17 protein-coding genes are annotated in these 14081 nt (G+C 44.3%); 16 read left to right on the forward strand and 1 reads right to left on the reverse strand.

Going from position 1 to position 14081, the window contains the following annotated elements; translation table 11 throughout:
- Window positions 1-158 precede the first annotated feature (158 nt).
- On the forward strand, window positions 159-998 hold the full coding sequence (locus tag AB5026_RS11245) for a DegV family protein (RefSeq protein ID WP_173733031.1): 840 nt from the start codon (window positions 159-161) through the stop codon (window positions 996-998).
- 117 nt (window positions 999-1115) lie between these two features.
- On the forward strand, window positions 1116-1370 hold the full coding sequence (locus AB5026_RS11250) for a hypothetical protein (RefSeq protein ID WP_015525893.1): 255 nt from the start codon (window positions 1116-1118) through the stop codon (window positions 1368-1370).
- A gap of 144 nt (window positions 1371-1514) precedes the next feature.
- On the opposite strand, the gene AB5026_RS11255 is transcribed toward AB5026_RS11250, so the two are convergent.
- Entirely contained in the window at window positions 1515-1715 is a 201-nt protein-coding gene (locus AB5026_RS11255) for a cold-shock protein (protein WP_015525894.1), read from the reverse strand.
- 325 nt (window positions 1716-2040) lie between these two features.
- Here AB5026_RS11255 and AB5026_RS11260 point away from each other — a divergent pair, with 325 nt between their 5' ends.
- The 14 genes from AB5026_RS11260 to purD all read left to right on the forward strand — a co-directional run.
- Window positions 2041-3339, forward strand: a complete 1299-nt coding sequence (locus tag AB5026_RS11260) for a dihydroorotase (RefSeq protein ID WP_022426216.1) — start codon at window positions 2041-2043, stop codon at window positions 3337-3339.
- Complete coding sequence (pyrF, locus tag AB5026_RS11265; protein WP_021650965.1) at window positions 3336-4262, forward strand: orotidine-5'-phosphate decarboxylase; 927 nt, start codon at window positions 3336-3338, stop codon at window positions 4260-4262. The genes AB5026_RS11260 and pyrF overlap by 4 nt, the downstream gene beginning before the upstream one ends.
- A 15-nt stretch (window positions 4263-4277) precedes the next feature.
- Window positions 4278-5072 carry a dihydroorotate dehydrogenase electron transfer subunit gene (locus AB5026_RS11270; RefSeq protein WP_021650964.1) on the forward strand — a complete coding sequence of 265 codons (795 nt, stop codon included), beginning with the start codon at window positions 4278-4280 and terminating at the stop codon, window positions 5070-5072.
- Window positions 5073-5077: 5 nt separating this feature from the next.
- Window positions 5078-5974: a dihydroorotate dehydrogenase gene (locus AB5026_RS11275; RefSeq protein WP_092069490.1), complete on the forward strand. Its 897-nt coding sequence runs from the start codon at window positions 5078-5080 to the stop codon at window positions 5972-5974.
- A gap of 139 nt (window positions 5975-6113) precedes the next feature.
- Window positions 6114-6788: an orotate phosphoribosyltransferase gene (pyrE, locus tag AB5026_RS11280; protein WP_015525899.1), complete on the forward strand. Its 675-nt coding sequence runs from the start codon at window positions 6114-6116 to the stop codon at window positions 6786-6788.
- A gap of 70 nt (window positions 6789-6858) precedes the next feature.
- Window positions 6859-7011 carry a hypothetical protein gene (locus tag AB5026_RS11285; RefSeq protein ID WP_022426215.1) on the forward strand — a complete coding sequence of 51 codons (153 nt, stop codon included), beginning with the start codon at window positions 6859-6861 and terminating at the stop codon, window positions 7009-7011.
- 64 nt (window positions 7012-7075) lie between these two features.
- A complete protein-coding gene (locus AB5026_RS11290; RefSeq protein WP_022426214.1) occupies window positions 7076-7549 on the forward strand; it encodes a VanZ family protein in 474 nt (157 codons plus the stop codon).
- The gene (locus AB5026_RS11295; protein WP_015525901.1) at window positions 7533-7847 is read left to right on the forward strand and encodes a hypothetical protein; all 315 of its coding nucleotides are present in this window, start codon (window positions 7533-7535) and stop codon (window positions 7845-7847) included. Before AB5026_RS11290 ends, AB5026_RS11295 begins: the two co-directional genes overlap by 17 nt.
- A 3-nt stretch (window positions 7848-7850) precedes the next feature.
- On the forward strand, window positions 7851-8462 hold the full coding sequence (locus AB5026_RS11300; protein WP_021650961.1) for an HD domain-containing protein: 612 nt from the start codon (window positions 7851-7853) through the stop codon (window positions 8460-8462).
- Complete coding sequence (locus AB5026_RS11305; protein ID WP_173733028.1) at window positions 8440-10524, forward strand: aminopeptidase; 2085 nt, start codon at window positions 8440-8442, stop codon at window positions 10522-10524. The genes AB5026_RS11300 and AB5026_RS11305 overlap by 23 nt, the downstream gene beginning before the upstream one ends.
- A gap of 123 nt (window positions 10525-10647) precedes the next feature.
- Window positions 10648-11148 (forward strand): 5-(carboxyamino)imidazole ribonucleotide mutase, encoded by a 501-nt coding sequence (gene purE / locus AB5026_RS11310; RefSeq protein ID WP_015525905.1) that lies wholly within the window; start codon window positions 10648-10650, stop codon window positions 11146-11148.
- A gap of 50 nt (window positions 11149-11198) precedes the next feature.
- Window positions 11199-12224, forward strand: a complete 1026-nt coding sequence (gene purM, locus AB5026_RS11315) for a phosphoribosylformylglycinamidine cyclo-ligase (RefSeq protein WP_015525906.1) — start codon at window positions 11199-11201, stop codon at window positions 12222-12224.
- Window positions 12218-12841: a phosphoribosylglycinamide formyltransferase gene (purN, locus tag AB5026_RS11320; protein ID WP_015525907.1), complete on the forward strand. Its 624-nt coding sequence runs from the start codon at window positions 12218-12220 to the stop codon at window positions 12839-12841. Before purM ends, purN begins: the two co-directional genes overlap by 7 nt.
- A 32-nt stretch (window positions 12842-12873) precedes the next feature.
- A partial coding sequence (gene purD / locus AB5026_RS11325) for a phosphoribosylamine--glycine ligase (protein WP_368213349.1) occupies window positions 12874-14081 on the forward strand: 1208 nt, incomplete at its 3' end.

A 14081-nucleotide genomic window follows, 5' to 3' on the forward strand; every position in this document is an offset into this window, starting at 1 on the left:
CCGCACTTCCTTTCTTTTATGTGATCGCGTGTAGACATTATATCTCAGATAAAGAAAAAAGGACAGACTTTTTAAAAAACTCTTTTCAAATATCTGTTTATGTGATACGATAGATGTGGTATTGAATACTACATATAATGGAAAAGAGGACGATATAATTGAGCTATAAGATTGCGATAGATAGCTGTGGGGAGCTTTTAGATGAATGGAAAAATGATGAAAGGATCGAATCCATACCGCTGACACTGACAGTGGGCGGTGAGAATATCATAGACGATGCGACTTTTGATCAGAAGGATTTTTTGAAGAAAGTTGCAGATTGCCCGGAGTGTCCAAAATCTGCATGCCCTTCTCCGGAACGCTATATGAAGGCATATGAGTGTGAGGCGGAACACATTTATGCGGTGACACTTTCGGCGGAACTGAGCGGTTCCTATAACAGTGCGATCCTTGGAAAAAACCTGCTCCTGGAAGAGCAGCCGGAGAAAAAGGTTCATGTATTTAATTCCAAATCAGCATCCGGAGGCCAGAGTCTAATCGCCATGAAGATCATAGAGTGTGAAGAAAAGGGACTTTCTTTTGGAGAAGTAGTAAGCGAAGTGGAGAAATATATTGAAGAGATGAGCACATTTTTTGTGTTGGAGAATCTGGAAACTTTGCGCAAGAACGGACGGTTGAGCAGAGTGAAAGCTCTGGTGGCCAGTGCACTGAAGATCAAGCCGGTTATGGGCTCTACTCCGGAAGGAACGATCTGTCAGCTGGATCAGGCCAGAGGCATGAATAAAGCAATCGTAAAAATGGTGGATCACATTGGGGAGAAGGGGATCAACATCCCGGAAAAGACAGTTGCCATCACTCATTGCAACTGTCCGGAAAGAGCGAAGATGCTGGAGGAGGCTATCCGTGAGAAACTGCACCCAGCAAAGATCGTAGTTATGGATACTGCCGGTGTCAGCAGTATGTATGCCAACGATGGTGGCGTTATCGTAGCAGTCTGATCAGAGAAAATCTCCAGTTCAGAAAATTATCACATTTCTTCAGGGAGTTGCCGCTTTTCTTTTGAAAACAAGTGTGCTATAATGAACGAAGTACTGAAGCGGCAAAGGAGAAAGACAATGAGCCAGAAGAAAGTTGACAAATATAAAAACAACAAATACTCGCGAAACAGTGCCCTGAAGAAGGAACGCGCAGAATTTGTACTTGAGATGGCGGCATGGATCCTCATCGCGGTTCTGCTTGTAGGCTGGATCGGATATTCCGCATATGCCAAGATCCAGGCGAAGGAAGCCAGTGTGAAGGTGGATACTGTGATGGATACTTCTGCATTGACAGATTATATTTCCGGATTATCTTCAGACAGTGCGGAATAGAAAACACATATGAAATGATGGGTTCCCGGGATGTGTTGAAGCATCCCGGGGATTTTTATATACAGGATAAATACAATGCAATAAAAAACGGGTCTGCCATAAAGCAGCCCCGTTTTGACTTATACGTTTTTTATGGTTATAGAATTATAACTTTGTAACGTTAGCAGCCTGCATTCCGCGAGCGCCCTCTGTTAAGTCGTAGGATACAGCCTGTCCTTCTTCAAGAGATTTGAAGCCTTCACCGTTGATAGCGGAGAAGTGTACGAATACATCCTGTCCGTCCTCACCTGTGATAAAACCATAACCTTTTTCTGCGTTGAACCATTTTACAGTTCCCTTGTTCATTTTGTGTTACCTCCATAAAAATAAAAAAAATTAAAATAGCCTTCTGATGATAATAAAAAATCACCAGATTTTACAGACTATATTCATGTAAATATAATCTCTAAAAACTAGTGATTTTACATTAAATATTTTGCCATGCTCTGATTATATAACCCGTGTTTTGAAATGTCAAGGAGAAAATTCCAACAATTCCGGGGTGTAAAAAGAGGCGAAATTGCTTTGTAAAAAAAATCTTTATAAATAGAGAGATTTCGTGTATGATATAGGAGAATACAAGCGGATTGAAGGATCTGCTTTGAAAATACAGGATGAGAGGAGAACAGAAATGGGGATTCTGATTCGAGGAGGCCGGATCGTGGATGCGGCTACAGATACGGATAAAACAGGCGATATTTATCTGGAAGACGGAATCATTGCGGAAATAGGCCAGAAGCTGAAAAAGAAAGACGGCGACCGTGTGATCGATGCGAAAGGAAAGCTGGTCATGCCGGGAATTATCGACCTTCATGTCCATTTTCGTGATCCGGGCCAGACACATAAGGAAGATATCAAGAGTGGTGCTGCTGCGGCAGCACGTGGTGGTGTGACAACTGTAGTTGCTATGCCAAATACAACTCCCACTATTGATAATCCGGACCGGGTAAACTATGTACATAACAAGGCGGCGCAGGTTTCCGGTATTCATGTACTTCAGGCAGGTGCAGCCACCATGGGAGAAAAGGGTACTGAACTTGCAGATATTGCCGGAATGGTGAAAGCAGGGATCCCGGCAGTGTCCGAGGATGGAAAATCTGTGATGAATACAGCACTTTGTAAAGAAGCAATGAGGATCGCAGCAGAATGTGGCGTGCCGTTTTTTGACCATTGTGAAGATATCGATCTGCGTGGAGATGGATGCATGAATGAGGATGAGAACGCCAAAAGACTGGGGCTTCCCGGAATCTGCAATGCAGTGGAAGATACCATTACAGCCAGAGATATCATTCTGGCGCTGGAGACAGGAGTCCATCTTCATCTCTGCCACTGTTCCACTTATGGGGATGCCCAGATGATGAAGATCGTAAAAGAGAAAGGATACGACAATATCACAGCTGAAGTATGCCCGCACCATTTTATCCTTTCATCCGATGATATTAAAACAGATGACCCGAATTACAAGATGAATCCGCCGCTCCGTACACCGAAGGATGTGGAAGCACTGAAACAGGGTCTGAAGGACGGTACCATCGAGGTGATCAGCACGGACCATGCACCGCACAGTGCACAGGAAAAAACAGGTTCTATGAAGAATGCACCATTTGGGATCGTAGGTCTGGAAACAAGCCTTCCGCTCACCTATACAGAGCTGGTGGAAAAAGATGTGATCACACTGAAACAGATGGTTGAGAAGATGTGCCTGAACCCGGCGAAAATCCTCGGGCTTGACAGAGGAACTCTCCAGAAAGGCCATCCGGCAGATGTGATCATCGTGGATACGGAGCAGGAGTATGCTATCGATAAAAATAAATTTGTTTCCAAAGGACATAACACACCGTTTGATGGCTGGAAAGTAAAGGGAAAAGTGCTTTATACCATCTGTGACGGAAAAATTGTATTTAAAAACCAGGAGGAGAAAGAATCATGATTAACAAACTGATCAGCAATATCCGCAAAACAAATGCACCAATCGTTGTAGGACTGGATCCTATGCTGAATTATATTCCGGAGCATATCCAGAAAAAGGCTTTTGCAGAGTTTGGGGAGACTCTGGAGGGCGCTGCAGAAGCAATCTGGCAGTATAACAAAGGAATCGTGGATGCGACCTTTGATCTGATCCCGGCAGTGAAACCACAGATCGCCATGTATGAGCAGTTTGGTATCCCGGGACTGATCGCATACAAGAAAACGGTTGAGTATTGTAAATCCAAAGATCTGGTTGTGATCGGTGATATCAAAAGAGGTGATATCGGTTCCACATCTGCAGCATATGCAGTTGGTCACTTGGGACAGGTTCAGGTAGGCTCAAAAAAATATGCAGGTTTTGATGAGGATTTTGCAACAGTCAATCCATACCTTGGTTCTGATGGTGTGAAACCCTTTATGGATGTATGCAAGGAAGAGAAAAAGGGTATCTTTGTTCTGGTCAAAACTTCCAATCCATCAAGTGGTGAGTTCCAGGATCGTGTCATCGACGGTCGCCCGCTCTATGAGCTGGTAGGTGAGAAGGTTGCACAGTGGGGCGATGAGCTTATGGGTGATGGATATAGTTATGTTGGTGCTGTTGTAGGTGCGACCTATCCGGAAATGGGAAAGGTATTAAGAAAGATCATGCCGAAGACATTTATCCTTGTTCCCGGATATGGTGCTCAGGGTGGAAAAGGCGCAGATCTTGTCCATTTCTTTAATGAGGACGGACTTGGTGCTATCGTAAACTCTTCCAGAGGAATCATCGCTGCATATAAGCAGGAGAAATATAAAGAGTTTGGCGCTGAAAATTACGCAGATGCTTCCAGAGCGGCAGTAAAAGATATGATCGCGGATATCAGCGGTGCGCTGGAGAACAGATAATACAGGAGGCATTTTATGAGTACATCAGAAAGTAAAAAAACAAAAAAGCCCTGTAAGATACTCAGCCAGGAATGTATTGGTACAGATATTTACAGTATGTGGCTGGATGCAGGTGAGATTGGAAAAAATGCAGTGCCGGGACAGTTTGTATCACTTTACAGCCGCAATGGCGGTAAGCTTCTGCCAAGACCCATCAGTCTCTGTGAGATCGATAAAGCAGAAGGAAAACTGAGACTGGTATATCGCGTTACAGGAAAAGGAACCGGTACGGAGGAATTTTCCAGACTTCATGCAGGGGTCCCCATTGAGACTATGGGACCTCTGGGAAATGGTTTTCCGCTGGATGCAGTAAAAGGCAAAAAAGTGTTTCTCATGGGTGGAGGAATCGGAATCCCGCCAATGCTGGAAACTGCTAAACAGCTGGACGCAGAAAAGATCATGGTTCTCGGATACAGAGATGAGCTGTTTTTAAATAAGGAATTTGAAGCTTATGGAGATGTCTATGTGGCAACAGAAGACGGCTCTGCAGGAACAAAGGGAAATGTTATGGATGCCATCCGTGAGAACGATCTTGAGGCAGATGCGATCTTTGCCTGCGGACCTGCCCCGATGCTCCGTGCCATCAAGGCATATGCCCTTGAAAAAGGAATTCCGTGCTGGATCTCCATGGAAGAGCGTATGGCCTGTGGCGTAGGCGCGTGTCTTGCCTGTGTGTGCAAATCCAAAGATGTGGATTCTCATTCTCATGTCCATAACAAGAGAGTATGTAAAGACGGACCTGTATTCCTGAGCACGGAGGTAGAGCTATGAGCAGAATGAATGTAAATCTTGCCGGCGTAGAACTTAAGAATCCGGTGATGACAGCGTCCGGAACATTTGGTTCCGGAGCGGAATACAGTGAATTTGTGGATCTGAACAGACTTGGCGCAGTTGTGACAAAAGGTGTGGCAAATGTACCGTGGCCGGGAAATCCTACACCGAGAGTGACAGAGACAGCATCCGGAATGCTCAATGCCATTGGTCTTCAGAATCCGGGGATTGATGTTTTCTGTGAAAGAGATATTCCGTTCCTTAAAAAATATGATACAAAGATCATCGTCAATGTCTGTGGAAAATCTGCAAAGGATTACTGTGAGGTTGTAGAACGCCTTGGAAATGAGCCTGTGGATATGCTGGAGATTAATGTTTCCTGCCCGAATGTCAAGGAAGGCGGAATTGCCTTCGGTCAGAATCCGAAAGCTCTTGAAGAGATCACAAAAGAAGTAAAGAAATATGCAAAACAGCCGGTGATCATGAAGCTGAGCCCAAATGTAACCGATATTACCGAGATGGCGAAAGCAGCAGAAGCTGGCGGCGCAGATGTTCTTTCTCTTATCAATACCCTGACAGGAATGAAGATCGATATCAACAGACGTACATTTGCACTGGCAAATAAAACTGGTGGAATGTCCGGTCCTGCAGTAAAACCGGTAGCTGTCCGTATGGTATATCAGGTGGCAAATGCAGTATCCCTTCCTATCATCGGTATGGGGGGAATTGCAACTGCTGAGGATGCCCTGGAATTTATTATGGCAGGTGCTACTGCAGTGTCTGTGGGAACTGCAAACTTTTTTAACCCTTATGCCACTGTGGAGATCGCAGATGGTATTCAGGCATTTCTTGAAAAACAGAAAGTGGAAGACATCAATGAGCTGATCGGAGTAGTGAAATAACGGAGGATTGCCGTATTTGCAATTCTGTTGTTCATATGTTAGAATTAACAGGATAAATAAAGGGATTTTACACTGGGATTGTAACAGAGTGTGGATCCTGGGTTTGTCGTATATATGAAAAACATGGAGGATTAGATAAATGGAACAGTATAAGCAGGAATTTATTGAATTTATGATTGACTGTAATGTCCTGAAATTTGGAGATTTTACTACGAAATCAGGAAGAAAGACACCATTTTTTGTAAATACAGGATTTTACCGTACCGGTGCGCAGCTTCGCAAGCTGGGACAGTATTATGCAAAAGCGATAGAAAGCAAATTCGGACTGGATTTTGATGTGCTGTTTGGACCGGCATACAAAGGAATTCCGCTTTCTGTAGCAGCAACTATGGAGATCAGTGAAATGTACGGAAAGGATATCCGTTACTGTTCCAACCGTAAGGAAGTGAAAGACCACGGAGATAAAGGAATTCTTCTTGGCAGCCCGATCCAGGATGGGGATAAGGTAGTGATCATTGAGGATGTTACGACTGCAGGAACATCCATTAAAGAAACACTTCCGATCATCAAAGCGCAGGGAGATGTAAATCCGATAGGTCTTGTGGTTTCTGTTGACCGTATGGAACGCGGCCAGGGAACAAAGAGTGCGCTCAAAGAGATCGAGGAAACCTACGGCCTTCAGACTACAGCTATTGTAACTATGGCGGAGGTTGTTGAGCATCTCTACAACAAAGAATACAAAGGCCGTGTTGTGATCGATGATAAGCTGAAAGCTGCCATTGATGCATATTATGACCAGTACGGCGCAGAATAATATTGTTATAAAAGGTCATAAAAGAGCGGCGGATTCCGAAGGTCCGCTTTTACTGGGAGGACGCAGCCTTATGAATGAAAAAATTTATAAAACTATGGCGAGCAGCGGGGCGGGAAGCCTTGCACTCGGTATTGTCGTTCTGGTGACGGGACTTGTCACAGGAATTCTGATGATCGTGAACGGTGCGAGACTGCTCAGAAGAAAATCAGAGATATTAATCTAATATGATCTGAAAAGCCGCACGTTGTTCCGTGTGGCTTTTCGGACTATTTAAGCAGGGGAGAATATTGGAAAAAGGGACAAAACGCAGAGTAAAAAAACTCGGGACAGCTTTTTTTGTATTGTATGTTCTTGTTCTTGTGTATCTTCTGTTCTTTTCCGAAGGATACGGAAGAGTGGCGGATGCAGAAAGAGAATACCGTTACAATCTTGTTCCGTTTGTGGAGATCAGGCGTTTCTGGACTTATCGAAAAATAGTGGGTACATTTGCGCTTTTCACAAATGTTTTTGGAAATGTGCTGGGATTTGTGCCATACGGATTTATTCTTCCGGTAATAACCGGAAAAATGCGAAATGGCTTTTTTATCATATTATCCGGCTTTTTTATCAGTCTGACGATAGAAGTGATCCAGCTGCTTACAAAAGTTGGCTGCTTTGATGTGGATGATATGATATTGAATACTCTGGGCGCAGCGCTTGGATATGGGATTTATGCAGTCTGCGACAGGATTAGGAGAAAAATTAATGGCAAGAAGATATAGATATGCATTTGCAAAAAAAAGAGAAGCTTCCAAGGGAAAATGGTCTGTAGGACTTGCGGCGGCTTCCCTCGTGCTGTTTATCGCGGCAGTTGTGCTTGCACTCTTTTTTGATGGAAAGCTCGGGGGCCTGATCGGCGGAACCGGGCTTTTTGCCATGCTGCTTTCTGCATATGGCTTTACACTGGGGCTTTCCAGCTTTTCGGAAGAAAACCGGAAACACAGGACGAGCATGGTCGGGTCTATTTTGAACGGAGTGATCCTGGTTATCTGGCTGGGACTTTTTTTATCGGGGGTATAACAGATGGATAAAAAAGAACGCTTAAAAAAACAGCTGGACTTTATTATGGAGATAGATAAAGTCAAGAATATTTTCCGACAGACATATCTTGCAGACGGAAAGCGGAAAGAGAATGATGCGGAGCATTCCTGGCATCTGGCGTTGATGGCGGTGCTTTTAAAGGAATATTCCAATGAGGAAGTGGATCTTTCGAAGGTGATTCCTATGGTACTGGCGCATGATCTGGTAGAAATCGATGCAGGTGATACCTATGCATATGATGAAAAAGGAGCGACAACCAAGGAATACAGGGAGAAGCAGGCAGCAGAACGGATCTATGGACTATTGCCGGAAGATCAGGGACAGTGGTTAAAAGCATTATGGGAGGAGTTTGAGGCTTACGAAACCCCGGAGGCGAAATTTGCCCATGTGCTAGATAATTGTCAGCCATTGTTTCTAAATGATGCTTCCAACGGAAAAAGCTGGGAAGAGCATCAGGTGAAGAAAAGTCAGATTTATAAGAGAAACCGGAAAACAGGAGAGGGTTCTGAAGTGATCTGGGAATATATGAAAGAACTCGTTGACAAACACATTGCCCTGGGGCATGTGATCGATGATGAAAAAGATGGGAGATGAAGTCTTGGAAGAATGCATGAAAGAACGTTATGGACTTGCGAAGGAACGGATCCGTGAGATCATAACAGAAGAAACCGTAAAAAAACCGTTTGGAGATTTTTTCAGAAACAGGGCAAAGTTTCTTTCCATGGCAGCAGATGTGATGGATGAGAGCGCAGCAGAGCTTACGATGGAGGTGTTGAAAGAGAGAAATCATTGCTTTTATCAGGATATCCTCCCGGAAAATTATGAAAGCAGCTATGGAAATCCGGCGTATGCAGTACAGCAGATGGGAGAATATGGAAAAGCCTTCAGTTTTCTGTATGCAGAGATCGCAGGAACTGTAGCTTATGCTCATGAGAAAAGGCTGTGGGATATGACTGTATCCATGGAACTGTTTCTAGAAGTATATTCTGCATTTTGTGAGGAAGAACTTCCGGAGGCGGCAACAGTGGAGGGGATTCTCCGTTCCTATGTAAATGATTACTGCCAGGATATGATGGAGCAGAGGATACGGGAAGGTGTAGATCCGGAGCTTGACTTTGCAGCAGATATCATCATGAATTCGGATCTTTCGGATCTGAGATATCTGTATCGCTATGGCGAGTTTGTTTCAGAGAATGAAACAGGAGTTGCAGAGTTTCTGAACTCCCTTTCTCAGGAAGAGATCGATAAGATGGCTTCTACCTATACAGAAGGCTATCGGATCGGATTTATCACCGGACGGAAGGATATCACAAAAAAGAAAACAGTAAATATCCGATATAGTCTTGGTTTTGAACGGATGGTAAAAGCAGCGATCCTCCAGTTTGAAAAAATGGGTTTGAAGCCGGTGATCTATCGCCATGCAACGCATGTGGTAAATAAGAGAGGCGCCGTGAGAGTAGGCTATACAGGCGGCGTTGCCAATCCGCAGTACGATTACGATCATCGTCAGGACAGTGCATTGTTCCTGGATGGGGATTTTGTTCAGCGAAAACTTCGTGCTATGCAGACCTCCTATGAGAAGTACAGAGAACTGGCAGAAGTACATGGCGGTCCGGCCTGCATTGATACATTTGGAGAAAATCCTTTCTCTCCGATAAGTAAACCGGAAGCTTATGCATTAAGCGAGACACAGCAGAAGCTTCAGACAGAACTTGACAATGAATCCGGACAGATCGTAAACCGATACATCAAAGGTGATGAGAGAAGTTTTACGATCATTGCATATCCGGTTCCTGAGATTGGTGGAAATTATGAGGAAATTTTCCGTGAGATCGTAAAGATCAATACATTGGATTACCATCTCTATCAGGAAATCCAGCAGACGATCATCAATACCCTGGATACCTGTGAGTGGGTGGAAGTCAAAGGACGTGGAGACAATGAGACGGATCTTCTGATCCATCTTCATGAACTGACAGATCCGAAGAAACAGACGAATTTTGAGAACTGCGTGGCAGATGTGAACATTCCGGTGGGCGAAGTCTTTACATCTCCGCAGCTGGCAGGCACAGGCGGAATCCTTCATGTGAAAAAAGTATATCTGAACGGTCTTCAGTTCCGGGATCTGAAGCTGGTATTTGACTGCGGCCAGGTTATTGATTACACCTGCTCGAATTTTAAAACCGAAGAAGAGAACCGGAAATATATTGAAGATAATATCCTCCACCACCATCCGAAGATCCCCATGGGAGAGTTTGCCATCGGTACAAATACCACAGCTTATGTGGCGGCGCTGAAATACGGAATTGCGGATAAGCTTCCGATCCTGATCGCAGAAAAAATGGGACCGCATTTTGCTGTGGGCGATACCTGTTACAGCTGGGCAGAGGATACACCGGTATATAATCCGGATGGAAAAGAGATCATTGCCAGGGATAATGAGATTTCCGAGATGCGAAAGGATGACGTAAGCCTTGCTTATTATGGCTGTCATACAGATATTACGATACCTTATGATGAGCTTGGAAGTATCCGGGTGATCGATGATGAGGGAGAAATGATCTCCATTATCGAAAACGGAAGGTTTGTTCTTCCCGGAACAGAGGAATTGAACCGTCCTTTTGAGAATCTTCCATTAAATAATAATATAAGTTAATTAGTAAATTTACAGTTTTTCCGATCGTATTGACAGAAAGTGAGAATATACGTAGAATAACCATAACAATAGTCAAAGGACACAGGCTAATATTCAGTTAGTGTACCATGAAAGGAGAACACAATGGCAAAAGTAGGAATTGTAATGGGTAGTGATTCAGATATGCCGGTTATGAGCAAAGCAGCAGATATCCTGGAGAAACTGGGGATTGATTATGAAATGAAGATCATTTCCGCACACAGAGAACCGGATGTATTTTTCGAGTATGCAAAGACAGCAGAAGAAAAAGGCTTCAAAGTTATCATCGCAGGCGCAGGAATGGCAGCTCATCTTCCGGGAATGTGCGCAGCGATCTTTCCGATGCCGGTGATCGGTATTCCGATGCATACAACCTCTCTGGGAGGAAGAGATTCCCTTTACTCAATCGTACAGATGCCAAGCGGTATCCCGGTTGCTACAGTAGCGATCAATGGTGGCGCCAATGCGGGACTTCTTGCTGCCAAGATCCTTGCAACTTCCGACGCAGAGCTTCTTTCCAGACTGAAAGCCTACAGTCAGGATCTGAAGGAGCAGGTTGAGAAGAAAGACGCAAGGCTTCAGGAAGTTGGATACAAAAATTACTAAATAAATCTTTTACCATAAAAATAAAAAGGTGTTGTCATAAGGAGGACATTATGGATTACAAGACTTCAGGCGTAGATATTGAGGCAGGATACAAATCAGTAGAGCTGATGAAAAAGCACATTGCCAAGACAATGAGACCGGAGGTACTTGGAGGAATCGGTGGATTCTCAGGTGCATTTTCCATGGAGAAATTCAAAGATATGGAAGAGCCTACTCTGGTTTCCGGAACAGACGGATGTGGAACCAAGGTTAAGGTAGCCATGGTTATGGACAAGCATGATACCATCGGAATCGATGCTGTAGCCATGTGTGTAAATGATATTGCATGTGCAGGCGGCGAGCCATTGTTTTTCCTGGACTACATTGCTTGCGGCAAAAATTATCCGGAAAAGATCGCAGAGATCGTAAAAGGTGTTGCAGAGGGCTGTGTACAGTCTGAGGCAGCTCTGATCGGTGGTGAGACAGCAGAGCATCCTGGACTTATGCCGGAAGATGAGTACGACCTTGCCGGATTTGCAGTAGGAGTCGTTGACAAAAAAGATCTTCTTACAGGAGAGGCCCTGAAACCAGGAGATGTCCTGATCGGTATGGCTTCCACAGGAGTTCACAGTAATGGATTTTCTCTTGTACGTAAAGTATTTGACATGACAAAAGAGTCTCTGGATACTTATTATGAAGAGCTTGGAACAACTCTGGGAGAGGCACTGATCGCACCGACCAGAATCTATGTAAAAGCGCTGAAGAGCATCCGAGAGTCTGGCGTGAAGATCCATGCATGCAGCCATATCACAGGGGGTGGATTCTATGAGAATATCCCACGTATGCTGAAAGAGGGAACCAGAGCTGTTGTCAAAAAAGACAGCTATCCGGTACTTCCGATCTTCAAGCTCCTTGCTGAAAAAGGAAATATTGATGAGCATATGATGTATAATACATATAATATGGGTCTTGGAATGATCCTGGCAGTAGATCCTGCAGATGTTGACAAAACAATGGAAGCTATCCGTAAAACCGGCGATAAGCCATATGTGGTAGGATCCATTGAAGAGGGAGAAAAGGGAGTGACCTTATGTTAAAGATCGGTGTTCTTGTTTCCGGTGGGGGAACGAATCTTCAGGCGATCCTGGATGCTATTGATGCAGGAGAGATCACAAATGCAAAAGTGGATATCGTGATCAGTAATAATGCCTCCGCTTATGCTCTGGAAAGAGCCAGAAAGCATGATATAGAGGCGGTATGCATCGCACCGAAAGACTATCCGGACCGAGAAGCTTTCCATAAAGCATTACTGGCGAAGCTTCAGGAAAAAGAGGTAGACCTGATTGTTCTTGCAGGATATCTGGTTGCGATCCCTCCGATGATGGTGGAAGCGTATCCCAACAAGATCATCAATATCCATCCATCTCTGATCCCGTCTTTCTGCGGAAAAGGTTTTTATGGACTTAAGGTTCATGATGCAGTTCTCGCAAGAGGAGTGAAAGTAACAGGCGCTACGGTTCATTTCGTAGATGCCGGAACGGATACAGGTCCGATCATTCTTCAGAAGGCAGTAAAGGTAAAAGACGGAGATACATCCAAGGAGCTTCAGAGACGTGTAATGGAAAAAGCGGAGTGGAAGATCCTTCCGGAAGCAATCAATCTTATCGCCAATGACAAGATCACAGTGACAGATGGAATTGTTTCTTTAAAGTAATCAGCAGACAGATGAAACAAAGGAGTAAACAGATGAAAGTATTAATCGTAGGAAGCGGCGGAAGAGAACATGCAATTGCATGGAGTGTTGCAAAAAGCTCGAAAGTTGACAAGATCTACTGTGCACCTGGAAATGCAGGAATCGCAGAGTATGCGGAATGTGCAGATATCGGAGCAATGGAGTTTGAAAAACTGGCAGCCTTTGCCAAAGAAAAAGAGATCGATCTTACTATCGTGGGAATGGATGATCCTCTTGTGGGCGGAATCGTAGATGTATTTGAGGCAGAGGGACTGCGTGTGTTCGGACCGCGCAAAAATGCTGCTATTCTGGAAGGCTCCAAGGCTTTTTCCAAGGATCTTATGAAAAAATACGACATTCCTACAGCTGCTTATGAGAATTTTGATGATCCGGAAAAAGCTCTGGAATATTTAAGGACCGAGGCAAAATTCCCGATCGTTTTGAAGGCAGATGGCCTTGCTCTTGGAAAAGGTGTTCTGATCTGCCAGGATCTTGCAGAGGCAGAAGCTGGCGTAAAAGAGATCATGGAAGACAAAAAATTCGGAAATGCCGGAAATACCATGGTAATTGAAGAATTTATGACTGGCCGTGAGGTTTCCGTACTTTCTTTTGTAGATGGAAAGACGATCCGTACCATGACATCCGCACAGGATCACAAGCGTGCGAAGGATGGGGATCAGGGACTGAATACAGGCGGAATGGGAACATTTTCTCCAAGTCCGTTCTATACTCCGGAAGTAGATGAATTCTGTAAGAAATATGTTTATCAGAAAACAGTAGATGCCATGGCAGCAGAGGGACGTCCGTTTAAGGGAATCATTTTCTTCGGACTGATGCTTACTGCAGATGGCCCGAAGGTTCTGGAATATAATGCAAGATTTGGGGATCCGGAGGCACAGGTTGTTCTTCCGCGTATGGAGAATGATATCATTGAAGTAATGGAAGCCTGTGTAGACGGCAAACTTGATCAGATCGATCTGAAATTTGAGGACAATGCAGCAGTTTGTGTTGTTCTTGCAAGTGATGGATATCCGGTAAAATACGAAAAAGGTATCCCGATCCATGGATTTGAGAATTTTAAGGACAAAGACGGATACTACTGTTTCCATGCGGGAACTAAATTTAAAGATGGAGAGATCGTTACAAACGGTGGGCGTGTTCTTGGCATCACTGCCAAAGGAGAGACATTAAAAGAAGCCAGAAAGAATGCATATGCTGCAAC

It is taken from the genome of Blautia sp. RTP21359st1_E11_RTP21359_211015 (assembly GCF_040910705.1).
In the GTDB taxonomy this organism is placed as follows: Bacteria; Bacillota; Clostridia; order Lachnospirales; family Lachnospiraceae; genus Blautia_A; species Blautia_A fusiformis.